This window comes from Pseudomonadota bacterium, assembly GCA_016719885.1.
Taxonomy (GTDB): domain Bacteria; phylum Pseudomonadota; class Gammaproteobacteria.
Genome location: JADJYF010000013.1, coordinates 1 through 24,118, shown reverse-complemented (window position 1 = coordinate 24,118; position 24,118 = coordinate 1). Strand labels below are relative to the sequence as shown.

Sequence of the window (24,118 nt, the reverse complement as noted above, 5' to 3'; positions counted from 1 at the left end):
GAACCCACCTGAGCGAGTCAATGCGTCGTAGAGCAAGTTCTCCAAACAAAAATAAATCTTCACGTTCCGAGCGCGAACGCGAGCCCGTCCATCAACACGTCGAAGACCTGCCGTCACGGGTCGCGATCATGCAAGCGCTCGAGGATCTCGCCTCGCCCCGCCGCCTCGACGAAATCGCCACCCATCTCGGCGTCCACGGACGCGCCGCGCTCGGCGCGCTCGAACGGCGCGTGCTGGCCATGACCCGCGATGGCCAGTTGATCCAGAACCGTGCCGAGCGTTTCGGCCTGGCCAGCCGCATGGACCTGGTCGCCGGCCGCGTGCTGTCCCACCGCGATGGCTTTGCCTTCGTGCGTCCCGACAAGGGTGGCGACGACCTCTACCTCGCCGAGCGCGAGGCGCGTCGCACCTTGCATGGTGACAAGGTACTGGTGCGCCTGGCCGGTTACGACCAGCGCGGGCGGCCCTACGGCAACCTCGTCGAAGTGCTGGAGCGCGCCAACACCCTCATCGTCGGCCGCTATTTCCACGATCGCGGCATCGGCGTGGTGGTGCCGGACAACAAGCACATCAACCAGGACGTGCTGATCCCGGAAGGCGCCTCGCTGGGCGCGCGTGACGGCCAGATCGTGGTCGCCACCATCGAACAGCAGCCCGATCAGCGCAGCCAGCCCATCGGGCGTGTCAGCGAAGTGCTGGGCGAGCACATGGCGCCCGGCATGGAAATCGAGATCGCGATCCGCAGCCACGGTTTGCCCGCCGAATGGCCGCAGGCGGTGCTCGATGAAGCCGCCGCGATCCCCACCGAAGTGCGCGCCGCCGATCACGCCGCGCGTCGCGACCTGCGCGAACTGCCGCTGGTCACCATCGATGGCGCCGATGCGCGCGATTTCGACGACGCGGTGTTTGCGCGTCGCACCGCCAAGGGCTTCGTGCTGTACGTGGCCATCGCCGACGTCTCGCAGTACGTGCAAGCGGGCTCGGCGCTGGACCGTGAGGCCTTGCATCGTGGCACCTCGGTGTACTTTCCCGACCGCGTCATCCCCATGCTGCCGGAGAAGCTCTCCAACGGCATCTGTTCACTCAATCCCGGCGTCGAGCGCCTCGCCCTGGTGTGCGAACTCCACATCGACGCAAGCGGCGACGTGCGTCGCGCGCAGTTCTACCCGGCGGTGTTCCGCTCCCACGCGCGGCTGATCTACGAAAAAGTCGAAGACTGGTATCGCGGCGCGCGTGATGTGCCGCTCGCCGACTCGTCGGCGGTGGCGGCCAACGTCGTGTGCCTGTACGAACTCTACGAGGTGCTGCGCCAGCGTCGCGAAGTGCGCGGCGCGCTCGACATCGACACCGTCGAGCCGCGTTTCATCTACGGCGTGAACGGCAAGATCGAACGCGTCGAGGCGCGCAGCCGCTGCGATGCGCACAAGCTCATCGAAGAATGCATGATTGCCGCCAACGTCGCCGCCGCCAGGTTCCTCTTGAAGCGCAAGCAGCCCGGCATGTACCGGGTGCACGAGGCGCCGGCCGCCGAAAAGATCGAGGCGCTCGGCCAGTTCCTGCGTGAACTCGGGCTGTCGTTCAGCCTCGGCAGCGATCCGGAGCCGGCTGATTTCGCCGCGATACTGCTCGCCGCGCGCGAACGCCTGGACAAGCGCCTGATCGACACCGTGCTGCTGCGCAGCCTCAAGCTCGCGGTCTACAGCGAGGAAAATCACGGCCACTTCGGCCTCGCGCTCGAGGCCTGCACCCATTTCACCTCGCCGATTCGACGCTATCCCGACCTGGCCGTGCATCGCGCCATCAAGGCGGCGCTGTTGGAAGAACCGGTCGGCGACGACGCGCAGCAGCGCATGGCCGAGCTCGCCAGCCAGTGCTCGATGACCGAGCGACGCGCCGACGAAGCGACCCGCGACGCGGTGTCGTGGCTGAAATGCGAATTCATGCAGGACAAGGTCGGCGACCAGTTCGCCGGCATCGTGTCGGGCGTCGCCGAGTTCGGCGTGTTCGTCGAACTCGACCAGATCTTCGTCGAAGGCCTGGTGCACGTCACCGAATTGCCCGGTGACTACTACCAGTACGACGCCGCGCGCCATGCGCTGCGCGGTCGCGCCAGTGGCCGCGAGTTCAGCATCGGCCAGGCCGTGCTGGTGCGCGTCACGCGCGTCAACCTCGATGAACGCAAGATCGATTTCCGGCTGGTCGACGAAGGGCGCGGCGAAGCGCGTCGCGCGCGCAGGAAGCGGCGCTGATGGCGGCGCGCGATCTCGTCATCGGCGGGCTGCATGCCGCGCGCATGGCCCTCGAACGGGCCGGCGGCGACGTATTGGAACTGTGGCTGCGCCGCGATCACGACAGCGAGGCGACGCGCGACATCGAAGCGCGGGCGCGCTCGCTCGGCGTGTCGGTGCAGCGCCTCGACCAGGCGAGCCTGAACCGCCTGTATGGCGACGACCATCACCAGGGGGTGGTGCTGCGTCGCCGCCCGCCGGCCACCGTCGAATTGAAGACCGTGCTGGCGCGCGCCGCCGCGCAAGGCCACGCGGCGTTGCTGCTGGTGCTGGACAACGTGCAGGACCCGCGCAATTTCGGCGCCTGCCTGCGCGCCGCCGACGGCGCCGGGGTCGATGCGGTGATCTTCACCCGCGACCGCGCCGCCGGCCTGACCAGCGTGGTGGCCAAGACCGCCAGCGGCGCCCTCGACAGCGTCCCGTTGGTGGCGGTGGCCAATCTCGCCAGCGCCCTGCGTATGTTGGCCGAGGCCGGGGTGTGGACCCTGGGTGCGGCGCAGGACGGCGCCATTCCCATCTACCAGGCCGACCTCACCCTGCCCAGCGCGCTGGTGCTGGGCAACGAAGGGGAGGGCCTGCGGCGCCTGACCCGCGAGCGCTGCGATCAGCTGGTCACCATTCCCATGCACGGCCAGGTCAGCAGCCTCAATGTCGCGACCGCGGCGGCGGTATGCCTGTTCGAAGCGCGGCGCCAGCGCGCGCTCGCGGACGGCCGCTAAATTAAGCTTTGCACCGGGCCCGGGGCTCCGCCTACAATACGCGCCCCTCGCTCCGGCGGGGCCAACTCCTTGCTTCACCGCCAGGTCGGGAAGCTTCATCCATGAGGAGCGCACAATGCGTCATTATGAAATCGTGTTCCTGGTCCACCCTGACCAGAGTGAGCAGGTCGGCGCCATGGTCGACCGCTATCGTTCCATGATCGAGTCCAGCGGTGGCAAGATTCACCGCCTCGAAGACTGGGGCCGCCGCCAGCTGGCCTATCCCATCAACAAGGTCCACAAGGCCCACTACGTTCTGATGAACGTCGAGTGCGACGCGCCGACCTTGGACGAACTGAACAGCGCCTTCCGCTTCAACGACGCGGTGTTGCGCAATCTCGTCATCGTGCGTGACGGTGCGGTCACCACGCCCTCGCCGATCGCCCAGGCCAAGGACGAACAGTCGGAGCGCGACGATGAGCGCGGTCGCCGTTCGCGCGAAGGTCGTCCGCCGCGTGGCGATGCGGCGCAGGCCGACAACGATGATGCAGACAACGAAGCGACCGCGACCACCGAGTCGCAGGACGCCTGACGCCGGGAGCACACACCATGGCCAAATTTTTCCGCCGCAAGCGTTATTGCAAGTTCACCGCCGATGGCGTGACCGAGATCGACTACAAGGATCTCGCCACCCTCAAGGCCTACATCACTGAAAACGGCAAGATCGTGCCGAGCCGCATCTCGGGTACCAAGGTCCGCTACCAGCGTCAGCTGGCGATCGCGGTCAAGCGTGCGCGCTTTCTCGCGCTGCTGCCCTACTGCGACGCGCATTAATCGCTCGTTTCACGGGTTGATTGGTTGAGCGCGCCCCGTGCGGGGACTCGCTCGGTTGGCGATGCGCGGGCCGACTTTCGCGGCGGCCTGCGCCGTGGCGATGGCCCTGGCGTCGATGGTGTTCGGCATATTGCTGATCCCCGCCGGCGCCATCATCGCCCTGACCACGTTGCGCTTCGGCGCACGCGAAGGTTTCAAGATTGCCGCGCTGTCCACCGGCCTGCTGGTCGTGGTGCGACTGGGCCTGGGCCAAGGTCTGACCCAGGCCCTGGCGCTGGCGGCGTTGGCCTGGGGGCCGGCGTGGTTGTTGGCCATCGTGCTGCGCGCCAGGCGCGCGCAGGACTGGCCGCTGCAGCTGGCGGCGCTGATGGTGCTGGCCGCCGCCGCGACCATGCGAGTGTCGGTCGGAGATGTCGCGCAGTTCTGGCGCAAGACGCTCAAGCCGTTCTTTGAATTGATGAGCAAGGACGCCGGCGCGCGCTTCACGGCCGAGCAGATGGATTTCATCGCCGGCCAGATGCATGGCTGGACCATGGTCGCGGGCTTCGTGCTGCTTGCCGGCACGATATTGCTGGCGCGCTGGTGGCAGGCGGAGTTGTACAACCCGGGAGGCTTCGGCTCCGAGTTTCGCGAACTGGCGCTGCCGCGCGCTCTGACCGTGCTGGCAGGCGCATCGGCGCTCGCCTACGCGTCCGACGACAAGGGCATGTTGCTGCTCGCCCTTGCCGGTGACGCTTGTGTATTACTGGTGGTATTGTTTGCCCTGCAGGGGCTTGCAGTCATCCACTTCCTGGCTCGCGTGAGAGGTCTGGCCGGCGCCTGGCTCGTCACCCTCTACGTGATGCTCATGCTGGTGCCGCAGGTGGCCGGGCCGATCCTGGCGACCACGGGACTTGCGGACAATATCGTCGACCTGCGCCGTCTGCGGCGAGGACGACAGCCGTAACGCGGAGCGCACCGCGCCGGCTCACGGTGACGAAGATTCGATTGAGGACGATGTGATGGAAGTTATCCTGCTGGAAAAGATTCACCGGCTCGGCAACCTGGGCGACAAGGTCAACGTCGCGCCGGGCTACGGCCGCAATTTTCTGATCCCGAACCGCAAGGCAGTGCCGGCCACCGCCGACAACGTCGCGAAGTTCGAGGAACAGCGCGCCGAACTCGAGCGCGTGCAGGCCGATGCCCTGGGCCGCGCCCAGGCGCGCGCCACGCAGCTCACCGACATGCTGCTGACCATCGCCGCCAAGGCCGGCGCCGAAGGCAAGCTGTTCGGTTCGGTCGGCACGCTCGACATCGCCGAAGCCATCGTTGCGCAAGGCGCCGAGTGCGAGAAGCGCGAAGTGCGCCTGCCCGACGGCCCGCTGCGTGAGATTGGCGAATTCGACGTCGAAATCCACCTGCATCCCGACGTCAACGCCACGGTCAAGGTCAAGGTCGTGCCGGAAGACGGGGTCAGCGCGGCGTAGTGACGCCACCTGGAGAAGCTTCGAGCGGCGCCTGCCGCGCTGAGGTGTAGCGATGGCGGTGGAGTACTCCGCGGCGAGCCGCGCGCCCTTCGATAGCGAGCTCGAAGCGCTCAAGGTTCCGCCCCATTCGATAGAAGCCGAGCAGGCCGTGCTCGGCGGACTCATGCTCGACAACGAGGCCTGGCCCAACGTCGTCGAGCGTCTGACCAGCGACGATTTCTACCGTCGCGATCATGCGAACATCTTTCGCGCCATCGAGATGCTGTCGAACGACAACAAGCCGTTCGACGTCGTCACGCTCGCCGAGTGGCTGCGCACCCATGAGCAGCTGTCGGACGTCGGTGGCATGGCCTATCTCGGCCAGCTCGCCGAAAACACGCCCAGCGCCGCCAACATCGCCGCCTATGCCGACATCGTGCGGCAGCGCTCGATCCTGCGCGGCCTGATCAGCGCCGGCACCCAGATTGCCGAAAGCGCATTCCGTACCGAGGGCCGCAATCCCGACGAACTGCTCGATCTCGCCGAGAGCCTGGTGTTCGAAATCGCCGAGCGCGAATCGAAAGGCCGCCGCGGCTTTCGGCCCCTGAAGGACCTGTTGGTCGATGCGCTCGATCGCATCGACATGCTGTTCCAGCGCGACAACCCCATCACCGGCGTCGCCACCGGCTTTTTCGAGTTGGACAACATGACCTCGGGCCTGCAGAAGTCAGACCTCGTGATCATCGCCGGCCGCCCGTCCATGGGTAAGACCGCGTTCGCCATCAACATCGCCCAGCATGCGGCCATCAAGGAAGAGCTGCCGGTGGCGGTGTTCAGCATGGAAATGCCGAGCGAGCAGCTGGCCATGCGCATGATGTCCTCGCTCGGCCGCATCGATGCGCACAAGATGCGTACCGGTCGTTTGAGCGATGACGACTGGCCGCGTCTCACGCATTCGGTCGGCATCCTGTCGGAAGCGAAGATGTTCATCGACGATACGCCGGCCCTGACGCCCAGCGATCTGCGCGCGCGTTGCCGGCGCCTGGCGCGCGAGCACGGCATCGGTCTCATCGTCATCGACTACCTGCAGCTCATGCAGGTACCAGGTTCGAAAGAGAATCGCGCCACCGAGATCTCGGAAATCTCGCGCTCGCTGAAGGCGCTGGCCAAGGAATTGTCGTGTCCGGTGATTGCCTTGTCGCAGCTGAATCGCAGTCTTGAAAACCGCCAGGACAAGCGCCCGGTGATGTCGGATCTCCGCGAGTCAGGCGCCATCGAGCAGGACGCCGACGTCATCATGTTCATCTACCGCGACGAGGTCTACAACGAGGACACCGTCGACAAGGGCATTGCCGAGATCATCATCGGCAAACAGCGTAACGGCCCGATCGGTTCACGCAAGCTGCGCTTCTTCGGCGAATACACCAGCTTCGAGAACCTGGCCCACGACTACGTTCACGAGTCGCGCGAATGACGCGACCCGCGCGGGTCATCATCAATCCACGGGCGGCCCGGCACAATCTCGAGTGGGTGCGCCGTCATGCGCCTGGCGCGCGCGTGATGGCGGTGATCAAGGCCGACGGCTATGGCCATGGCATCGCGCGCATGGCGCGCATCTTCGACGGCGCCGATGCCTTCGCGGTGGCGGCCATCGAAGAAGCGGTGACCATCCGCGAGGCTGGTATCGGTAAACCCATCGTACTGCTGGAAGGTCCCTTCGAAGCGGCCGAGCTGGAACTCGTCAACGCTCTCGGTCTCGAGGTGGTGGTGCACAACCACGAGCAGCTCGACATGCTGGTCGGCGCGCCGAAGCCGCGCGTGCTGTGGCTGAAGTTCGACACCGGCATGCATCGCCTCGGCTTCTCGCCCGAGCATGCGGCCGACGCCATCGCGCGCGCCCGTGCGCTCGACGTGCCGCTGCGTTTCATGACCCATTTCGCCAACACCCATCATCGCGGCGACGCCAGCGTGCATGCGCAGATCGAACGTTTCGAAGCCTTGCTTGCCGAAGAGGCCGGCGAGCGCAGTCTCGCCAACTCCGGCGCGGTGCTCGGCTACACGCGTGCCCACGGCGACTGGGTGCGGCCGGGACTGATGCTGTACGGCGTGTCGCCCTTCGATCATGAAGTCGGCCGTGACCTCGGCTTGCAGCCGGTCATGACCTTGCGCTCACGCTTGATCTCGGTGCGCCAGGTGCGTGCCGGCGAGGCGGTCGGTTACGGCGGCGCCTACGTGTGTCCGGAGGACATGCCGGTCGGCGTGCTCGCCTATGGTTACGGCGATGGTTATCCGCGCCACGCGCAGACCGGCACGCCAATCCTGGTGCGCGGCATCCGCACCCAGGTCATCGGCCATTGCTCGATGGACATGATGACGGTCGATTTGCGGCCGGTGCCCGACGCACGCTTCGGCGATGCCGTGACCTTGTGGGGCGAGGGCCTGCCTATCGAGGAAGTTGCGCGCGCCTCGGGCACCATTCCCTACGAACTCCTGTGTCGCGTGCGCATGCGCGCGCAGTACGAGGAAGGCGAACCGTGAAGGAAGCATGGTGAAAGCCAGGAAGCAGTTTCAATGTCAGCGTTGCGGCGCGGTGTTCAGCAAGTGGACCGGCCAGTGCACCGACTGCAACGAATGGAATTCCATCGTCGAGACCGTGGTTACCGCAGGCAACGAGCGACGCGGGCGCATGAGCGGCACGCCGGCGCGCGTGCATGCGCTGTCGGAAGTGGAGCGCGAGGAAACGCCGCGGCTCGCCACTGGTTTGACCGAACTCGACCGCGTGCTCGGCGGTGGCCTGGTGACGGGGTCGGTGGTGCTGCTCGGCGGCGATCCCGGCATCGGCAAGACCACCTTGTTGCTGCAGAGCCTGTCGGCGGTCAAACATCTCGCCCACGTCACCGCGCTGTATGTGAGCGGTGAGGAATCGGCGTCGCAGATAGCGTTGCGCGCCGAGCGCCTGAAACTGCCGAGCGATGATCTTCTGCTGTTGACCGAAACCGACATCGATCGGGTGCTCGATGAAGCGGCGCGCTTGAAGCCGGCGGTGATGGCCATCGATTCCATCCAGACGGTGTTCAGTGAAAGCCTGCAGTCACCGCCCGGCAGCGTTGCGCAGGTGCGCGAATGCGCGGGCCGCCTGGTCAGCTTCGCCAAGTCCAGCGGCACCGCCGTGTACCTGATTGGTCATGTCACCAAGGATGGGTCCATCGCCGGTCCGCGCGTGCTCGAACACATGGTCGATGCCACGCTCTATTTCGAAGGCGACCCCGATGGTCGCTATCGCATGATCCGCGCCATCAAGAACCGCTTCGGCGCGGTCAATGAACTGGGCGTGTTCGCGATGAGCGATGGCGGCCTGCGCGAGGTCAGCAATCCGAGCGCCATCCTGCTGTCACGCCACGGAGAGCCGGTACCGGGCTCGGTGGTGATGATCACGCGCGAAGGCACGCGACCCTTGCTGGTGGAAGTGCAGGCACTGGTCGATGAATCGCAGCTCGGCAACGCCCGGCGCGTGACGGTCGGCATCGATCAGAATCGCCTGTCTATGTTGCTCGCGGTCTTGAATCGCCACGGCGGCGTGTCGACCGCCGGCATGGACGTCTATGCCAACATCGTCGGCGGCGTGCGCGTCACCGAGACCGGCGCCGACCTCGCGATCCTGATGGCGGTGCTGTCCAGCCTGCGCAACAAGCCCTTGCCCATGGATCTCGTGGCCTTCGGCGAGATTGGCCTGGCTGGCGAAATACGCCCGGTGACCGGCGGACCGGAACGTCTGCGTGAAGCGGCCAAGCATGGCTTCAGGCGCGCCATCGTGCCCAAGGGCAATGCGCCCAAACCTTTGCCCGTCGACATGGAAGTGCACGTCGTCACGCGCCTCGAGGAAGCGCTCGAGGTCAGCAGGTCCTTCGACAGCTGATTGTGGTCAGGCAATGCCATGCCGGGGACTTCGTTCCGCGGCGCAGGACGCCTCGCCCACATGACCGCCGCCCCTCCCGCCGCGCCGCGCACTGAGCCGCGCTCAGCCGTCGCCGTCGTGGTGAAACTCCTGCGCGCTGCTGCGCGTGGGGCCGAAGCCGGCCAGGGTCAGGCGCGCGGTCTTCACCGCGCGTTCGGCGGTCTGCACGATCTCGATGGTGATGTGGCCGAGCCGGAACGCGGTGCCGGTGATGGGAATGTCTTCCAGGGTTTCGAGGATGAGGCCGTTGACGGTCTTGGGGCCGGCGGTCGGCAAGCCGAAGCCGTACACGCGGTTGATGGCGCGGATGTTGGCGCTGCCGTCGACCAGGAAGCTGCCGTCTTCCTGCGGGTAGACGTCGCGCGCATAGATCTGCGGATCGGTGGTGAATTCGCCCACCACTTCCTCCAGCAGGTCTTCGAGCGTGACGAGGCCTTCGATGTCGCCGTATTCGTCCACCACGAAGGCGATGCGCTGCTTCTGCTTCTGGAAGTTGAGCAGTTGCACGTACAGATCGGTGGTCATCGGCACGTAGTAGGGTTCGACCAGCAGCGCGCGCAGATCGGCGACCGTGAAGTCGTCGCCCGAGCGCAGGGTCTTGGACAAGCGGCGCAGGTGCAACAGGCCTTCGATGTTGTCGATATTGCCCGAATAACATGGCACGCGCGTGTGGCGGCAGTTCATGAGCTGCTCCAGCACGTCCGGCCATTCGTCGTCGAGGTCGATGCCATAGATGTCGCCGCGCGGCACCATGATGTCTTCGACCGTGGCGGTTTCCAGGTCGAGAATGCCGAACAGCATCTGCTGGTGCTGCTGCGGGATCATGGCGCCCGCTTCCTTGACCACCGTGCGCAGCTCCTCGCGGCTCAAGGACTCGCGCGCGCGTTTCAGCTCGCGCACGCCGAGCACCGCCAACACGCCGTTCGAGATCCAGTTCAACAGCCACACGAACGGCCACAGCACGAACTGCAGCGGCCGCAGCACGAAAGCGGCGGGAAAGGCGATGCGTTCAGGGTGGATGGCGGCAAGGGTCTTGGGCACCACCTCGGCGAACACCAGCACCAGCGCCGTCACCACCGCGGCCGAGGCGATCAGCGCGTGCTCACCCCACAGTTGCAGCGTCACCACGGTGGCAATCTGGCCGATCAGGATATTGATGAAGTTGTTGCCGAACAGCAGCAGGCTGATCAGACGGTCGGGGCGTTCCAGCAGCTTCTGCGCTGACTGCGCGGCGCGATGACCGCGCTCGGCAAGATGTTTCAGGCGATAACGGTTGAGCGTCATCATCGCCGTCTCGGAACTCGAGAAGAACGCCGAGGCCAGGATCAGGACCACCAGCAGGATGGCCAACATGATCATCGGTTGGCCGTCCATGTCGGTGAGATGCACGCCTTCCATCAGGGGCGGTGCAGGACCAGCTCGAGGACGAACTTGGAGCCGAAGAAACCCAGCGCCAACAGCGCGAATCCGGCGATGAGGATCTTCACGGCGCGACGTCCGCGCCAGTGCCAGCGGTAGCGACCGACCAGCAACACGGCGAAGGTGGCCCAGGCCAGCGCCGAGAACACGATCTTGTGACCGAGGTGCTGGGCGCGCACGTCCTGGATGTAGGGCACGCCGACCATCAGGCCGAGGCTCAGCAGCGCGAACGCGATGCCGGTCAGCTGGAACAGGAGCTGTTCCATGGTCGCCAGCGGCGGCAGGAAGCGCAGCACCGGCGTGTGCGTTTTCAAACGGCGCTGGGCGTAGTTCAGGTACAGCGCCTGCAGCGCGGCGATGGCGAACAGGCTGTAGGCGATCAGCGACAGGCCGATGTGCAGGGCGAGGCCGGCCGGCAGGTGTTGCAACAGGCGTTGATCGGTGAACAGCAGGGACACGCCGACGATGACAGCGGTGAACGGCAGGATCACCACCGCCAGGCTCGCCACCGGTGCGCGCAGCGTGGCGATGATGGCGATGCCGGCAATCAGCCATGCCACCAGCGACGCGGCACTGAAGATGCCGAGGTTGATGCCTTCGTTCGTGATCATCATGGGATACAGCGCCAACGCGTGGGAGGCGAGGGCGGCGAACGCCAGGGCCGCGGTGGTCGGGCGCGGCGCGTAGGAACTCGGCGCGGCGCGCGCTATTTCGGACGTCTTGACCGCCACCGTGAGGTACAGGGCGATGGCCGCGAGCCCGAAAATAAATACATTCATGGGCGTGGGATGAGGGCTACCGGGCACCGATGATGGCATAATTGCCACAGCTAATGAAGCGCACCCGGAGCCCGACTCCGGCCCCCAAAACCAGCCAATCCGAAGCGCCCGCATGTTCAATAACCTCACTGGTCGGCTGAGCGCCGTCGTCAAGAATCTCTCGGGGCGTGCGCGCCTGTCCGAGGAAAACATCGAGGAAGCGCTGCGCGACGTTCGCATTGCCCTGCTCGAGGCCGACGTCGGTCTGGAAGTGGTGCGCGACTTCATTGCCGAGGTGCGGGGGCGCGCGGTCGGCGAGGAAGTGATCGGCACGCTGACGCCGGGCCAGGCCCTGATTCGCGTGGTGCGCGACGAACTCACGCGCCTGATGGGCGAGGAGAATCGCGCACTCGACCTCGCCGCCACGCCGCCGGTGGTGGTGCTGATGGCGGGCCTGCAGGGTTCCGGCAAGACCACCACCTCGGCCAAGCTCGCGCGGCGTCTCATCGAGAACGACAAGAAGCGCATCGGCATGGTGAGCTGCGACATCTACCGGCCGGCCGCCATCGAGCAGCTCGCGGTGCTGGCCAAGGAGGTCGGCGCGCACTGCTACCCGACACCGGCCAACACCCGCCCGGAAGCCATCGCGCTGGCCGCCATCGACGCGGCCAAGCGTGACTTCTGCGACGTGCTCATCGTCGACACCGCCGGGCGTCTCGCCATCGACGCCGAGATGATGGACGAGATCAAGCGCATCCACGGCGCCACCCAGCCCCATGAAACGCTGTTCGTCATCGACTCGATGATGGGCCAGGACGCGGTCGCCACCGCGCGCGCATTCAACGATGCGCTGCCCTTGACCGGCGTGGTGTTGACCAAGACCGATGGTGACGCGCGTGGCGGCGCGGCACTGTCGGTACGTCGCGTGACCGGCAAGCCCATCAAGTTCCTCGGCACCGGTGAGAAGACCGACGGTCTCGAACCCTTCCACCCGGATCGCGTGGCGTCGCGCATCCTCGGCATGGGCGACGTGTTGTCGCTGATCGAGGAAGTCGAGCAGAAGGTCGACCAGGAAAAGGCGATGAAAGTCGCCGAGAAGCTCAAGAAGGGCAAGGGCTTCGATCTGCAGGACTTTCGCGACCAGATAGACCAGATGCGCAATATGGGCGGCATGCAGGCGCTGCTCGGCAAGCTGCCCGGCATGGGCGACCTGCCGGACAAGGTCAAGAACCAGGTCAATGACAAGGAACTGACCAAGCTGGCCGCTATCATCGATTCCATGACGCCGCAGGAACGCGAGTTCCCGGCCATCATCAAGGCTTCGCGCAAGGTGCGCATCGCCAATGGCTCCGGCACCCAGGTGCAGGACGTCAACAAGCTGCTCAAGCAGTTCCTGCAGATGCAGAAGATGATGAAGAAGATGACCAAGAAGGGAGCGCTGAAGAACCTCATGCGTGGAATGCGCGGGCAGATGCCGCCTGGCTTTCCCATGCAATGAGGGCAGTGCTCCGCGGCACGCGGTGAAACGATGCTCGTACGGCATCGCGGCGCCGCGCCTTCCACCTGAACGGAGCCCTGCACTGTGACGACACGCAAAGACGACGATCTCTACGCGCGCGCCCTCGAGTACCACGTCAATCCGCGGCCGGGCAAAATCGAAATCGCCCCGACCAAACCGCTCGCCAACCAGAACGATCTCGCGCTGGCCTATTCCCCGGGCGTGGCCGCGCCCTGCGAGGCGATTGTCGCCGATCCCAACACCGCGTCCCTGTATACCGCGCGCGGCAACCTGGTGGCGGTGATCACCAACGGCACGGCGGTGCTCGGTCTCGGCGCCATCGGGCCGCTGGCCGCCAAGCCGGTGATGGAAGGCAAGGGTGTGCTGTTCAAGAAGTTCGCCGGCATCGACGTATTCGATATCGAGATCAATGAAACCGACCCGGACAAGCTGGTCGACATCATCGCCAGCCTCGAGCCGACCTTCGGCGGTATCAATCTCGAGGACATCAAGGCGCCCGAGTGTTTTTTCGTCGAGCAGAAGCTGAAGGACCGCATCAAGATCCCGGTCTTCCATGATGACCAGCACGGCACCGCGATCATCTCGGCCGCGGCCATCATCAATGCCTTGGAAGTGGTCGACAAGAACATCGCCGACGTGAAACTGGTGGCGTCCGGCGCCGGCGCGGCGGCCATTGCCTGCCTGCGCCTCTTGTATTCGCTCGGTCTGCCGCGCGAGAACATTCTCGTCACCGACCGGGCGGGCGTGATCTACGAAGGTCGCGATGAGCAGATGGACGAACACAAGGCGTTCTTTGCGCGCAAGACCGCACACCGCACGCTGGCCGAGGCCATCGTCGGCGCCGACATCTTCCTCGGCCTGTCGGGCCCCGGCGTGCTGTCGGCGGAGATGGTCAAGACCATGGCGCCGAAACCCCTGATCCTGGCGCTCGCCAATCCGACCCCCGAGATCCTGCCGGAAGTGGCGCGCGCCGCGCGGCCTGATGCCCTGATCGCGACTGGACGTTCGGACTATCCGAACCAGGTCAACAACGTGCTGTGTTTCCCCTATCTCTTCCGCGGCGCCTTGGACGTCGGCGCCACCACCATCACCGAGGAGATGAAGCTCGCCTGCGTGCACGCACTGGCGCGCCTCACGCGCCAGGAGGCGTCGGAAGTGGTGGTCGCGGCCTACGGCGGTGACGGCATGAGCTTCGGGCCGGACTACCTCATTCCCAAGCCCTTCGATCCGCGTCTCATCACCGAGCTCGCGCCGGCGGTGGCGCAGGCCGCCATGCAGAGCGGCGTGGCGACGCGTCCGCTGGCGAGCTTGAAGGACTACCGCGAGCAGCTCAGCAAGTTCGTGTTCCAGTCGGTGCTGCTGATGAAGCCGCTGTTCGAGCGCGCGCGCCAGGACAAGAAGCGCATCGCCTATGCCGATGGCGAAGCGGGCACGGTGCTGCGCGCCGTGCAATCGGTGGTCGACGACGGCATCGCGCGGCCGGTGCTGGTCGGACGTCCGCAGGTGATCGCGAAACGCATTGCCGACCTCGGCCTGCGCATGCTGGCCGAGCGCGACTTCGAAGTGGTCAACCCGGAATCGGACGAACGCTATCGCGAATACGTCGAGGAATATCACGCGGTGATGAAGCGCCGCGGCGTGACCCTGCAGGACGCGCGCGACGTGTTACGCGCGAACACCACCGTGATCGCGGCGCTGCTGGTGCGCAAGGGCGCCGCCGACGCCATGCTGTGTGGTCTCGCCGGCGAGTATCACGAACACCTGCGCCATGTGCGCGACCTGCTCGGCACGCGCGCCGGCGTCAGCGACATGGCGGCCATGAACGTGCTGGTGCTGCGCAAGGGCACGCTGTTCCTGTGCGACACCTACGTGCATGCCGAGCCCAGCGCCGCGCAGATCGCCGAAAGCACCATCCTCGCCGCCGAGCAGGTGCGACGCTTCGGCCTGCCGCCCAAGATTGCGCTGCTGTCCCATTCCAACTTCGGCACGCGCGACAGCGACAGCGCGCTGCGCATGCGCGAAGCGCTGGCCTTGATCCATGCGCGGGCGCCGGAGCTGGAGGTCGACGGCGAAATGCAGGCCGACGCGGCGCTGGTGCCGAACATACGCCACAAGGCGCTGGCCGATTCGAGCCTGGAAGGGCAGGCCAATCTGCTCGTCATGCCGAGCATGGACGCCGCCAACATCGCGCTCAACCTGCTGACGGTGATGGGCGAGGGCGTGTCGGTCGGCCCGATCCTGCTCGGCTGCCGCTACCCGGCACACATCTTGACGCCGTCGGCGACCGTCAGGCGCGTGCAGAACATGAGCGCGCTGGCGGTGGTGGACGCGCAGTTGACGGCCGCGCGCGGGTGAGGACATGGCGGCCGGTGTGCGAATGAATTCGCACCTACAGGCAAGGCGCGCCCGTCCGCTGTAGGTGCGAATTCATTCGCACATCGAACGGCCGCTCGCGAACAAGGGGGGAAGGCAATGGAAAGCAACCGCAACGTCGCCAGCATGCGCTGGCTGTGGAATCTGCTCAGTCTCAAGAGCCGCTTCGGCTTCATATCGCATCTGGAGCGCGGTCACCGTTGGGACCCGGCCGAGTTCCACCTGACCGGCGTGCGCTTTGTCGATCGCATGATGGAGCGCTTTGACGAATACGGCCGCGTCGAGGCGAGCACCGCCCACCTGCTGGAGATCGGCTGCGGTGTGGGGCGCTTTCTGCGGCCGCTGGCCTGCCGCTTCAAGCACGTGACCGGCGTCGACATCTCGCGCGTGATGCTGTCGCGCGCGCGGCGTTATTGCGCCGGCCTGCCCAACATCACCACCGTGCTGAACGACGGCGCCTCGATACCGGTGGCCGACAACAGCGTCGACTACTGCGTGTCGGCCGGCGTGTTCCAGCACATCACCGATGCCGAGGTGGTGCTGAACTACATTCGCGAAGCGCTACGCGTGCTGGCGCCCGGCGGCCTGTTCCTGTTCCAGTTCGAAGGCAATCGCACCGCGGCGGTCGGCCACAACCAGACCGGCGCGCGCATCAGCGCGGCGCTGCTCGACGCGGGCCTGGCAGAGGTCGACTATCGCATTCGCGAAATCTCGCTTGATCCCAAGGATGCGATTCGCTGCGTGGTGATCGTGCTGGAGAAGCCCGTCGCCGGTGCCGAGATATCGCCGGCGGAACGCTCCTTCAGCCGCTGGCCGATGAGCGAGCGGCGTTGGCTGAGCGGCGTGTATGACGACGTGAAGACGCGCACGCAGATGCACGCGCGCCAGGCGCAGACGCCGATGAAACTGACGTTCTACGAGGACTGAGGGCGCGCGCTCAATGTGCGGCGGCGACGTTGTCGCTGCCGTGGGCGCTGACGAAGGCGGTCAGCAGCTCATCGACCACGCCGAAGATCTTGCCGAGATCGCTGGGATTGCTGATGCCGCTCTGGCCATTGGCCCACACGTTCTGCGACACGAAGCCGCCGTCGGCGGACAGCGGGATCTTGCGTCGCGCCTGCAGCGCCACGGCGTAGGAATAGAAACCGTAGCTGCTCTCGACGGCGGTCAGTTTCACGCGCAGCTGTCCGACCGCGGCATCGCTTTGCGCGCTCGCGTCGTCGGCGGTCTCGAGACCGGCCGCCGTGAGCCGCGCCTCGACATGCCGGCGCAGTTCGTCGGCGCCGAGGCCGTAGCGAGCAAAATCGGCGTTCACGCCTTCCACCGCGACGTTCACACGGTGCATGCCGCGCAGCGCGTGGTCGGCGAAGGGTTCGGCGTGCGCGCCGCTGAAAGGGCTGGCGCACAACACGGCGACCAGCGCGAACGCGGCGCGCAGCCTGGCGACGGCGGACATCATCATCTCGAAACTCCTTCAGAACAGGCGCGGCCTGGCGGTGGCGCGCGACCACATGAACACGGTATGGGTGAGGAAGATGGCGCTGAAACAAATCAGCGACCATTCGGCGATCGACAGCGTCAGGAAGGTCCAGTCGACCACCGCGCATTCACCGGTGCCGCGCAGGGCCTGCTTGATCACCTGCGCGAGGGGAAACTGTTCGAGCATGTATTCGAGACCCGGGCCGCAGGCTGGTACCTGGTCTTCCGGCAGGTGCTGCAACCAGGTCTGGCGGCCGGCGATGCCGGCGCCGATGGCGGCCGCGATGAGCGTCAACACGCCGTACACGTACACGCCGCCGCGACGCGGGCCATGCACGACGCCGAGCACGGTGATGACGACGATGGCCGCGTAACACAGGCGCTGGAAGATGCACATCGGGCAGGGTTCCAGGTGCTGGACGAACTGCAGGTAGTAGCCATTGCCGAGCAGGGCGGCGCAGAACGCGGCCGTCAGCCCAAACAAAAGACGCGGATTCAGATTCGACACGACAGCCCCCGGTTCAAGACCCATGCGCATTGTAGCCCGCATCGCCGCGCGCCGACTGTGGTCGCAGCAGGTCGAGATGGGCGACGATGCGTGCCTCCAGCCAGTAACGGGCGAAGCCCGGCACGGCGCCGGCCACGAAGCCGACATGCCCGCCACCGGTCGACAGTTCGAGACTGACCTCGGGCGCGAGTTCCGCGGCGCGCGGAATGGCATGGGCCGGCACGAAGGGATCGTCCTCGGCATGCAGGATGAGCGTGGGGATGGCGATGCGCGAGAGCCACGCGCGACAGCTCGCGCGCGCGTAGTAATCGTGCACATCGCGAAAACCGTGCAGGGGCGCGGTGACGGCGTCGTCGAAGCGCCAGAAGCTGTCCAGCGCGCGGATGTCGGTGATGCCGAGCGGATTGGCGCCAGCGCCGAACTTGGCGGTGAAGCGCGCCTGCATGCTGCGCACGAGATGCCATTGGTAGAGACGCGAAGCGCCTTGCGCCAAGCGGTCGGCGCAGGCCGCGAGATCGAAAGGCACCGACACCGCCACCGCGGTCGTGAACGGCGCGTCGGCGCCGCATTCGCCCAGCCATTTCAACAGCACGTTGCCGCCCAGCGAATAGCCGATGGCGGCAAACGGCGGCGCGCCATGGCGCGTCCGGAGATGTGCGACCACGCTCGCCGCATCGCCGGTATCGCCGGAGTGATAGCTGCGCGGCAGGCGATTGGGCTCGCCGCTGCAGCCGCGAAAATGCATCAACACGCCGCGATAACCGGCGGCGTGCAGCGCGGCCAGCATGGCGCGCGCATAGGGTGAGCGATGGCTGCCTTCGAGGCCGTGCAACAGCAGCACCAGCGGACCGCCGTTGTCGGGTGTGAAGGCGAGATCGAGGAAGTCGCCGTCGGCGAGTTCCAGCCTTTCGTGGTTGAGGGCTGGCGCCTGCACCGGGCGGCATAGCGCTGCCCACAGCGTCGGCAGATGCGGGCCGGGCAACCAGCGCGCGGGTTTGAAACCGCGTGCCGGCACGACACGGCCGTGGCGCGTGTCAGGCACCGGGCACGGCGTAGGGCAGGGGCAAGGGCGTGACCGTGATGCTGGGCATCGCGGCGACGCGCAGCGGGCCGCTGTCGACATCGACGACCGCCAGCAACTCGCCGTGCCCGGGCTCACGCGCGGCGCTCACGAGCACCGTGCCGTGATGCGCGTCGTCGTCGCCCAGCAGTCGCGTGCCGACGGCCGGCATTGCGCCGGCGGTCAGTGCCAGGCGTTGCACGCGGCGTTTGACCGCGCCGCGAAACTTCACCCGCGCCACGATCTCCTGGCCGGGGTAGCAGCCCTTGTTGAAGCTCACGCCCTCGCGCACATCAAGATCGAGCTCCTGCGGCAGGAATTCGTCGCTGAGCGTGGCGTCGAGCGTGATGTCGCCGCGCGCGATGTCGGCGAGGCACGCGCCGGCGGCGTTCTGCGCGGGCAGCGCCAGGGCGTCCCACAGCGTGGCGAGGGCGGGACGCGGACCGAGCAGCCACAGGCGTTCGCCGTCGCGCGCCGCCACCACGCCGTCGGCGAGCGATGGCATGGGCGGTGCGTGGCCCGGCGCCGCATCGATGACCAGCACGCCGTGGCTGGCCGTGCATTCCTCGATCACGACCTTGGCGCGCAGCACGAACATCCTGAGGCGCTTGCAGAACGCCGCGCACTGGGCGGCGGGCAGCACGAGCAGGAAGTCGTGGCCGGCGCCGCGCACCACGCGCGGCATGAACAGCACGCGTCCCTTGGGGCTCAGCCATGCCGTCACGCGCGTATCACCGGCGCTGAGCGCGCGCAGGTCGGCGCTGAACTGGCCGTGCAGGAACTCGTGCGCCTCGTCTCCGCTGACATGCACGACCGCGAGCGCGCTGCGCGCCGATTTGCACGGTGCCGTCACCAGCGCGGCGCCGTCATCGGTCGGGTTCGCCGCGAGAAAAGGATTGACGCCGCTCACGGGCGCGGGCCGCTGCGCCCGGGCGGCGCTTCGTACACGATGGTCGCGACCAGCGCGGCGAGCTCGGCGTCGTCCGAGATCTCGCGGCCGGTGAACCACGCGTAGAGATCCATGTCGGTCGCTTCCAGCAGGCGTTCGAAGACTTCGAGAGGGTGGCCGGCGAGCGTGTCGGCGTGGCGGTCGAGATGACCGGCGAGCAGGAGATCCAGTTCGCGCATGCCGCGCCGGCAACGCCAGCGCAGCTTGCTTTGATGGGTCGGGTCCACCGCGCCGCTTACAGCGTGCGCTGTACCATCATCTTCTTGATCTCCGAGATCGCCTTGGCCGGGTTCAAACCCTTGGGGCAGGTCTTCGCGCAGTTCATGATGGTGTGGCAGCGATAGAGACGGAACGGATCCTCGAGTTCGTCGAGACGTTCGCCGGTGGCTTCGTCGCGGCTGTCCGCCAGCCAGCGATAGGCCTGCAGCAGCACGGCCGGGCCGAGGTAGCGTTCGCCGTTCCACCAGTAGCTCGGGCAGCTGGTCGAGCAGCACGCGCACAGGATGCATTCGTAAAGACCATCGAGCTTTTCGCGGTCTTCCACCGACTGCAGGCGCTCCTTGTCCGGCGGCGCCGGCGACTTGCTCTGCAGCCACGGCTTGATGGAGGCGTACTGCGCGTAGAAGTGGCTGAGATCGGGCACCAGGTCCTTCAGCACCGGCATGTGCGGCAAGGGATAGATCTTGACCGTGCCGTTGACCGCCGAGGTGGCCTTGGTGCAGGCCAGGGTGTTGGTGCCGTCGATATTCATCGCGCACGAACCGCAGATACCTTCGCGGCACGAGCGGCGGAAGGTCAGGGTCGGGTCGATTTCATTCTTGATGTAGAGGATCGCGTCCAGCACCATCGGCCCGCACTTGTCGAGGTCGATGACATAGGTGTCGGTGCGCGGGTTCTCGCCCGTATCCGGATCCCAGCGGTAGATCTGGAAGGTCTTGGCGCGCTTGGCGCCGCTGACATTGCCGTAGGTCTTGCCCTCGGTGACGCGGGAATTGGCGGGCAGCTTGAACTCAGCCATGACGGTATCCGTGCTCAGTAAGTACGTTTCTTCGGCGGCACCACGTCGACCTCGTCGGTCAACGTGTACATGTGCACCGGGCGGTAATCGAAGACGACTTCGCCCGTGTCGGTGAGCGTCGTCAGGGTGTGCTTCTGCCAGTTCTCGTCATCGCGGTCCGGGTAGTCCTCGCGCGCATGGGCGCCGCGGCTCTCGGTGCGATTGGCGGCGGCGGCAATGGACACCATCGCGCAGCCGAGCAGGTTCTCGAGTTCCAGGGTTTCGACCAGGTCGGTGTTCCACTTCATGGAACGGTCGGACACCTTCACGTGCTTGAAGCCTTCGAAGGTCTCCTTGAGCTTGACGATGCCTTCGTTCAGCACGTCGCCGGTGCGGAACACCGCCGCGTAGTTCTGCATGGTGCGCTGCATGTCGAGACGCAGCTTGGCGGTCGACTCGCTGCCGTTGGCGTGGCGCAGCGCATCGAAATGCGAGAGCAGGCCGTCGGTGGCGTCCTTGGGCAACGGCGCATGGCTCATGCCGGGCTTGATGGTGGCGGCGCAGCGCTTGGCGGCGGCGCGACCGAACACCACGAGATCGAGCAGCGAGTTGGAACCGAGGCGGTTGGCGCCATGCACCGACACGCAGGCCGCTTCGCCGATGGACATCAGGCCGGGCACCACCGCGTCGGGGTTGCCGTTCTTGATGTTGACCACTTCGCCGTGGATGTTGGTCGGGATGCCGCCCATGTTGTAGTGCACGGTCGGCAGCACCGGGATGGGCTCGCGGGTCACGTCGACGCCGGCGAAGATCTCGGCCGATTCGGCGATGCCCGGCAGGCGCGAGTTGATGACGTCGGCGCCCAGATGCTCGAGATGCAGGTGGATGTGATCGGCCTGGTCACCAACACCGCGACCTTCGCGGATCTCGATGGTCATCGAGCGTGATACCACGTCGCGCGAGGCGAGATCCTTGGCGTTGGGCGCGTAGCGCTCCATGAAGCGCTCACCCTTGGAGTTGGTGAGGTAGCCGCCTTCGCCGCGCACGCCTTCGGTGATGAGGCAACCGGCGCCGTAGATGCCGGTCGGATGGAACTGCGTGAATTCCATGTCCTGCAGCGGCAGGCCGGCGCGCAGCACCATGCCGTTGCCGTCGCCGGTGCAGGTGTGGGCCGAGGTGCACGAGAAATAGCTGCGCCCGTAGCCGCCGGTCGCCAGCACCACCTGGTGGGCGCGGAACAGGTGCAGGCTGCCGTCGGCCAGATCCCAGGCCAGCACGCCGCGGCACACGCCTTCGTTGTCCATCACCAGGTCGATGGCGAAGTACTCGATGAGGAATTCGGCCTTGTGCTTCAGGGACTGCTGGTAGAGCGTGTGCAGGATGGCGTGACCGGTGCGGTCGGCCGCCGCGCAGGTGCGCTGCGCGATGCCTTCGCCGAAGTTGGTGGTCATGCCGCCGAACGGCCGCTGGTAGATCTTGCCCGCTTCGGTGCGCGAGAACGGCACGCCGTAGTGTTCGAGTTCGATGACGGCCGGAATCGCTTCGCGGCACATGTACTCGATGGCATCCTGGTCACCGAGCCAGTCGGAGCCCTTGATGGTGTCGTACATGTGCCAGCGCCAGTCGTCCGGCCCCATGTTGCCGAGCGCCGCGCTCATGCCGCCCTGCGCGGCGACCGTGTGGCTGCGGGTCGGAAAGACCTTGGTCAGGCAGGCAGTGGCGAGACCGGCTTCGGCCATGCCGAAGGTCGCGCGCAGGCCCGCGCCGCCGGCGCCGACCACGACCACGTCGTATTTGTGTTCGATGAGTTGGTATGCAGCAGGCATGGGGTGTTCCGTCAGGTCATTCCGAAAGAGATCTTGAGCACCGAGACGATGCCGAGCAGCGCACCAAAGGCGCAAGCGAGTTTCATCGCGATCAGCAGCACCACCTTGGCGAGATCGGAATGAAAGTAGTCTTCGATCACCACCTGCAGGCCGAGCTTGGCGTGATAGAACATCGCGGCGATGAGTCCCACCAGGAGTACGGTCACGAACGGCGAACGGATCCAGTTGGTCAGGTCGACGACGTCATCGTTCATGTGACCGAGCAGGGCGGTCACGAACCACAGGCTGAGAGGGATGATGGCGATGGCCGACAGGCGTTGATGCAGCCAGTGGTGGGCGCCGGAGCGCGCCGAGCCCAGGCCCAGCACGCGGGACAGATCGGTTCGGAGTTTCATGCCGCGCCTCCTTGGGCGATGACGCAGGCCCAGGTCAGGACCGTCAACACCACCGCCGCGCCAATCGCGATATAACCGGTCTTGTAGGCGGTGGGGATGTCGAAACCCCAACCCACGTCCCACAACAGGTGACGCACGCCGTTACACAGGTGGTAGAAGAAAGCGAAGGTCCAGCCGACCATCACCAGCTGCATGGGCAGCGAACCGATGCAGCGCTGCGCCGCCTCGTAGCTCTCCATGCCCTGCGCGGCGGCCACCAGCCAATACAGCAGCACCAGCGTGCCGGCCGACAGCGCAATGCCGGTGATGCGATGCATGATCGACATGCCCGAGGTCAGCTGCGGGCGGTAGATTTGCAAATGCGGTGATAGTGGGTTGGCGGCCATGGCTCTTTTCACTTTGCTGGTTTGCGGCGTTGCCCGACGCGCCTGGGCGTCGAGCGGATAGTCAAAAATCGACGCATCGTCCCTTGCGTTCCCAATCACCGTAGCGGGTCGGTTCCAGGCCGGCGGGGCCACCGTATTCGCGCGGCCTGTCGGTGGCCGGCGGTGTGGCGGGCTCCTTGTCGCCCGGTTGCGCAGCGGGCGGCGCGGCCGGCGGAGTGGTGGCGTCGTCAGTGGCCATGATGCCTGGTGTCGATTGAGTGGAATGCTCCTGGCGGAGCCGGCCTAGTATGTTTTTATGACCGCCTAATTTCAAGCCGAGGCCGGGCGTCCTATGCTTGGCCGCAGGATGAATGGATTCCATGGACCGGTGGTGCTCGAGCTTCGCCCCTCGCGTTGGCTGCGGCGCGCGTTGCTGGCCGTGCATGGCCTGGTGTGCGTGCTGCTGGTGTGGGCCTATCCCGCCTCATGGCAGCGCAACGTGCTGCTGGCGGCCCTGCTCGCGCACCTGCCGTGGAGTCTCGCGCTGGCGCGCAAGACCGTAATCACGCGTGTCGAAGTCGATGCCCGCCAGCAGTGGCGTGTCGTATTTTGCGACGGTCGCGCACTCGACGCGCGCCTGGCCGGCGCGCCCTGGGTGTCGCCGCTGTTCACAACCCTGGTGTTCGCCTGCGCCGACGGCGTTCCGCGACAAGTCGTGCTGCTGCCCGACATGGTCGAGGCCGATGCCTTTCGTCGGCTGCGGGTGCGGGTGCGCCGCGCGCAGTCGGCGACGCTCGATGGGCAATGAGACGCGCCGCGCTCAGCCCCAATGGGCGATGCGCCATGCCAACCACAGCTTGCGCGGCGGCAGCAGGTCGACGCGTTGTTCCAGCACGCGACAGCCATCGGCCTCGGTGAGCGCGAGCGCTTCGCCGGCGCAGGCCGCCAGCGTCAGCAGCAGCCGCTGCCGACGGCGCAGCGCGCGCGGCAGCGCGGCGCCGTGCGCCAGCAATTGCGTGCGCAGCCACGCCGCCCACGGCGCCAGCATCGCGACCAAAGGCCGAGAATCGAGCGCGCCGCGCACCGCGTCGTCGCCGAGACCCGCCGCGCGCAACGCATCGCGCGGCAACAACAGCGGCGTGGCGCGGCGATGCTGGCGCAATCCGCGCAGCGCATAGGCCAGTTCGAGCAGCGCGGCGATGTCGACGAGACGACGCAGCTCGCCCGCGCCCAGCGTGGCGCACTCGGCG

General features: G+C 66.4%; 26 protein-coding genes. 13 read left to right on the top strand and 13 right to left on the bottom strand.

Going from position 1 to position 24,118, the window contains the following annotated elements; all coding sequences use genetic code 11:
* Positions 1 to 128 precede the first annotated feature (128 nt).
* From rnr to radA, 9 genes are all read left to right on the top strand, one after another.
* On the top strand, positions 129 to 2,249 hold the full coding sequence (gene rnr / locus IPM80_14465; protein MBK8959592.1) for a ribonuclease R: 2,121 nt from the start codon (positions 129 to 131) through the stop codon (positions 2,247 to 2,249).
* Positions 2,249 to 3,007 carry a 23S rRNA (guanosine(2251)-2'-O)-methyltransferase RlmB gene (gene rlmB / locus IPM80_14460; GenBank protein ID MBK8959591.1) on the top strand — a complete coding sequence of 253 codons (759 nt, stop codon included), beginning with the start codon at positions 2,249 to 2,251 and terminating at the stop codon, positions 3,005 to 3,007. The genes rnr and rlmB overlap by 1 nt, the downstream gene beginning before the upstream one ends.
* 115 nt (positions 3,008 to 3,122) lie before the next feature.
* Entirely contained in the window at positions 3,123 to 3,578 is a 456-nt protein-coding gene (gene rpsF / locus IPM80_14455) for a 30S ribosomal protein S6 (protein ID MBK8959590.1), read from the top strand.
* Between the two features lie 17 nt (positions 3,579 to 3,595).
* Complete coding sequence (locus IPM80_14450; protein MBK8959589.1) at positions 3,596 to 3,820, top strand: 30S ribosomal protein S18; 225 nt, start codon at positions 3,596 to 3,598, stop codon at positions 3,818 to 3,820.
* Between the two features lie 94 nt (positions 3,821 to 3,914).
* On the top strand, positions 3,915 to 4,766 hold the full coding sequence (locus IPM80_14445) for a hypothetical protein (protein ID MBK8959588.1): 852 nt from the start codon (positions 3,915 to 3,917) through the stop codon (positions 4,764 to 4,766).
* A gap of 55 nt (positions 4,767 to 4,821) precedes the next feature.
* Positions 4,822 to 5,286, top strand: a complete 465-nt coding sequence (gene rplI / locus IPM80_14440; GenBank protein MBK8959587.1) for a 50S ribosomal protein L9 — start codon at positions 4,822 to 4,824, stop codon at positions 5,284 to 5,286.
* A gap of 52 nt (positions 5,287 to 5,338) precedes the next feature.
* Positions 5,339 to 6,739, top strand: a complete 1,401-nt coding sequence (gene dnaB / locus IPM80_14435) for a replicative DNA helicase (GenBank protein ID MBK8959586.1) — start codon at positions 5,339 to 5,341, stop codon at positions 6,737 to 6,739.
* Positions 6,736 to 7,803, top strand: a complete 1,068-nt coding sequence (gene alr, locus IPM80_14430; GenBank protein MBK8959585.1) for an alanine racemase — start codon at positions 6,736 to 6,738, stop codon at positions 7,801 to 7,803. Before dnaB ends, alr begins: the two co-directional genes overlap by 4 nt.
* A gap of 7 nt (positions 7,804 to 7,810) precedes the next feature.
* Entirely contained in the window at positions 7,811 to 9,181 is a 1,371-nt protein-coding gene (gene radA, locus IPM80_14425; protein MBK8959584.1) for a DNA repair protein RadA, read from the top strand.
* A 102-nt stretch (positions 9,182 to 9,283) separates the two neighbouring features.
* Here the strand turns inward: radA and IPM80_14420 are convergent, their stop codons facing one another.
* Positions 9,284 to 10,594 (bottom strand): HlyC/CorC family transporter, encoded by a 1,311-nt coding sequence (locus IPM80_14420; protein MBK8959583.1) that lies wholly within the window; start codon positions 10,592 to 10,594, stop codon positions 9,284 to 9,286.
* Positions 10,595 to 10,617: 23 nt separating this feature from the next.
* Positions 10,618 to 11,418 carry a cytochrome c biogenesis protein CcsA gene (gene ccsA, locus IPM80_14415; GenBank protein ID MBK8959582.1) on the bottom strand — a complete coding sequence of 267 codons (801 nt, stop codon included), beginning with the start codon at positions 11,416 to 11,418 and terminating at the stop codon, positions 10,618 to 10,620.
* A gap of 112 nt (positions 11,419 to 11,530) precedes the next feature.
* On the opposite strand from ccsA, the gene ffh reads away from it, so the two are divergent.
* From ffh to IPM80_14400, 3 genes are all read left to right on the top strand, one after another.
* Positions 11,531 to 12,895, top strand: a complete 1,365-nt coding sequence (gene ffh / locus IPM80_14410) for a signal recognition particle protein (protein MBK8959581.1) — start codon at positions 11,531 to 11,533, stop codon at positions 12,893 to 12,895.
* Positions 12,896 to 12,979: 84 nt separating this feature from the next.
* Complete coding sequence (locus tag IPM80_14405) at positions 12,980 to 15,271, top strand: NADP-dependent malic enzyme (protein ID MBK8959580.1); 2,292 nt, start codon at positions 12,980 to 12,982, stop codon at positions 15,269 to 15,271.
* Positions 15,272 to 15,388: 117 nt separating this feature from the next.
* Positions 15,389 to 16,216 (top strand): class I SAM-dependent methyltransferase, encoded by an 828-nt coding sequence (locus IPM80_14400; GenBank protein ID MBK8959579.1) that lies wholly within the window; start codon positions 15,389 to 15,391, stop codon positions 16,214 to 16,216.
* A 10-nt stretch (positions 16,217 to 16,226) separates the two neighbouring features.
* Here IPM80_14400 and IPM80_14395 read toward each other — a convergent pair whose 3' ends face one another.
* The 10 genes from IPM80_14395 to IPM80_14350 form a co-directional block, all read right to left on the bottom strand.
* The gene (locus IPM80_14395; protein MBK8959578.1) at positions 16,227 to 16,751 is read right to left on the bottom strand and encodes a hypothetical protein; all 525 of its coding nucleotides are present in this window, start codon (positions 16,749 to 16,751) and stop codon (positions 16,227 to 16,229) included.
* Positions 16,752 to 16,763: 12 nt separating this feature from the next.
* Positions 16,764 to 17,300 carry a disulfide bond formation protein B gene (locus IPM80_14390; protein ID MBK8959577.1) on the bottom strand — a complete coding sequence of 179 codons (537 nt, stop codon included), beginning with the start codon at positions 17,298 to 17,300 and terminating at the stop codon, positions 16,764 to 16,766.
* On the bottom strand, positions 17,290 to 18,399 hold the full coding sequence (locus IPM80_14385) for a hydrolase (protein MBK8959576.1): 1,110 nt from the start codon (positions 18,397 to 18,399) through the stop codon (positions 17,290 to 17,292). Before IPM80_14385 ends, IPM80_14390 begins: the two co-directional genes overlap by 11 nt.
* Positions 18,311 to 19,246 (bottom strand): folate-binding protein YgfZ, encoded by a 936-nt coding sequence (locus IPM80_14380; GenBank protein MBK8959575.1) that lies wholly within the window; start codon positions 19,244 to 19,246, stop codon positions 18,311 to 18,313. Before IPM80_14380 ends, IPM80_14385 begins: the two co-directional genes overlap by 89 nt.
* Positions 19,243 to 19,464 (bottom strand): succinate dehydrogenase assembly factor 2, encoded by a 222-nt coding sequence (locus IPM80_14375; protein MBK8959574.1) that lies wholly within the window; start codon positions 19,462 to 19,464, stop codon positions 19,243 to 19,245. Before IPM80_14375 ends, IPM80_14380 begins: the two co-directional genes overlap by 4 nt.
* A gap of 56 nt (positions 19,465 to 19,520) precedes the next feature.
* Positions 19,521 to 20,303 carry a succinate dehydrogenase iron-sulfur subunit gene (locus IPM80_14370; protein MBK8959573.1) on the bottom strand — a complete coding sequence of 261 codons (783 nt, stop codon included), beginning with the start codon at positions 20,301 to 20,303 and terminating at the stop codon, positions 19,521 to 19,523.
* A 14-nt stretch (positions 20,304 to 20,317) separates the two neighbouring features.
* The gene (locus IPM80_14365; protein MBK8959572.1) at positions 20,318 to 22,108 is read right to left on the bottom strand and encodes a succinate dehydrogenase flavoprotein subunit; all 1,791 of its coding nucleotides are present in this window, start codon (positions 22,106 to 22,108) and stop codon (positions 20,318 to 20,320) included.
* An 11-nt stretch (positions 22,109 to 22,119) separates the two neighbouring features.
* Complete coding sequence (gene sdhD / locus IPM80_14360) at positions 22,120 to 22,503, bottom strand: succinate dehydrogenase, hydrophobic membrane anchor protein (GenBank protein MBK8959571.1); 384 nt, start codon at positions 22,501 to 22,503, stop codon at positions 22,120 to 22,122.
* Entirely contained in the window at positions 22,500 to 22,889 is a 390-nt protein-coding gene (gene sdhC, locus IPM80_14355) for a succinate dehydrogenase, cytochrome b556 subunit (GenBank protein ID MBK8959570.1), read from the bottom strand. Before sdhC ends, sdhD begins: the two co-directional genes overlap by 4 nt.
* Before the next feature lie 61 nt (positions 22,890 to 22,950).
* Positions 22,951 to 23,127, bottom strand: coding sequence for a DUF1674 domain-containing protein (locus IPM80_14350; protein MBK8959569.1), 177 nt, complete (start codon positions 23,125 to 23,127; stop codon positions 22,951 to 22,953).
* Positions 23,128 to 23,259: 132 nt separating this feature from the next.
* Here IPM80_14350 and IPM80_14345 point away from each other — a divergent pair, with 132 nt between their 5' ends.
* Positions 23,260 to 23,676 (top strand): hypothetical protein, encoded by a 417-nt coding sequence (locus IPM80_14345; GenBank protein ID MBK8959568.1) that lies wholly within the window; start codon positions 23,260 to 23,262, stop codon positions 23,674 to 23,676.
* 12 nt (positions 23,677 to 23,688) lie between these two features.
* Here IPM80_14345 and IPM80_14340 read toward each other — a convergent pair.
* A partial coding sequence (locus IPM80_14340; GenBank protein ID MBK8959567.1) for a hypothetical protein occupies positions 23,689 to 24,118 on the bottom strand: 430 nt, incomplete at its 5' end.

Excerpts from the sequence above, each read along its gene's own strand:
- rlmB (MBK8959591.1), top strand. The coding sequence starts at position 2,249 with ATGGCGGCGCGCGATCTCGTCATCGGCGGGCTGCATGCCGCGCGCATG.
- rplI (MBK8959587.1), top strand. The coding sequence starts at position 4,822 with ATGGAAGTTATCCTGCTGGAAAAGATTCACCGGCTCGGCAACCTGGGC.
- IPM80_14400 (MBK8959579.1), top strand. The coding sequence starts at position 15,389 with ATGGAAAGCAACCGCAACGTCGCCAGCATGCGCTGGCTGTGGAATCTG.
- IPM80_14365 (MBK8959572.1), bottom strand. The coding sequence starts at position 22,108 with ATGCCTGCTGCATACCAACTCATCGAACACAAATACGACGTGGTCGTG.
- IPM80_14450 (MBK8959589.1), top strand. The coding sequence starts at position 3,596 with ATGGCCAAATTTTTCCGCCGCAAGCGTTATTGCAAGTTCACCGCCGAT.
- IPM80_14385 (MBK8959576.1), bottom strand. The coding sequence starts at position 18,399 with ATGTCGACAGCGGCCCGCTGCGCGTCGCCGCGATGCCCAGCATCACGG.
- dnaB (MBK8959586.1), top strand. The coding sequence starts at position 5,339 with ATGGCGGTGGAGTACTCCGCGGCGAGCCGCGCGCCCTTCGATAGCGAG.
- ffh (MBK8959581.1), top strand. The coding sequence starts at position 11,531 with ATGTTCAATAACCTCACTGGTCGGCTGAGCGCCGTCGTCAAGAATCTC.
- sdhD (MBK8959571.1), bottom strand. The coding sequence starts at position 22,503 with ATGAAACTCCGAACCGATCTGTCCCGCGTGCTGGGCCTGGGCTCGGCG.
- IPM80_14370 (MBK8959573.1), bottom strand. The coding sequence starts at position 20,303 with ATGGCTGAGTTCAAGCTGCCCGCCAATTCCCGCGTCACCGAGGGCAAG.
- IPM80_14375 (MBK8959574.1), bottom strand. The coding sequence starts at position 19,464 with ATGCGCGAACTGGATCTCCTGCTCGCCGGTCATCTCGACCGCCACGCC.
- IPM80_14395 (MBK8959578.1), bottom strand. The coding sequence starts at position 16,751 with ATGATGATGTCCGCCGTCGCCAGGCTGCGCGCCGCGTTCGCGCTGGTC.
- IPM80_14350 (MBK8959569.1), bottom strand. The coding sequence starts at position 23,127 with ATGGCCACTGACGACGCCACCACTCCGCCGGCCGCGCCGCCCGCTGCG.
- sdhC (MBK8959570.1), bottom strand. The coding sequence starts at position 22,889 with ATGGCCGCCAACCCACTATCACCGCATTTGCAAATCTACCGCCCGCAG.
- ccsA (MBK8959582.1), bottom strand. The coding sequence starts at position 11,418 with ATGAATGTATTTATTTTCGGGCTCGCGGCCATCGCCCTGTACCTCACG.
- IPM80_14390 (MBK8959577.1), bottom strand. The coding sequence starts at position 17,300 with ATGGGTCTTGAACCGGGGGCTGTCGTGTCGAATCTGAATCCGCGTCTT.
- radA (MBK8959584.1), top strand. The coding sequence starts at position 7,811 with ATGGTGAAAGCCAGGAAGCAGTTTCAATGTCAGCGTTGCGGCGCGGTG.
- alr (MBK8959585.1), top strand. The coding sequence starts at position 6,736 with ATGACGCGACCCGCGCGGGTCATCATCAATCCACGGGCGGCCCGGCAC.
- rnr (MBK8959592.1), top strand. The coding sequence starts at position 129 with ATGCAAGCGCTCGAGGATCTCGCCTCGCCCCGCCGCCTCGACGAAATC.
- IPM80_14420 (MBK8959583.1), bottom strand. The coding sequence starts at position 10,594 with ATGGACGGCCAACCGATGATCATGTTGGCCATCCTGCTGGTGGTCCTG.
- rpsF (MBK8959590.1), top strand. The coding sequence starts at position 3,123 with ATGCGTCATTATGAAATCGTGTTCCTGGTCCACCCTGACCAGAGTGAG.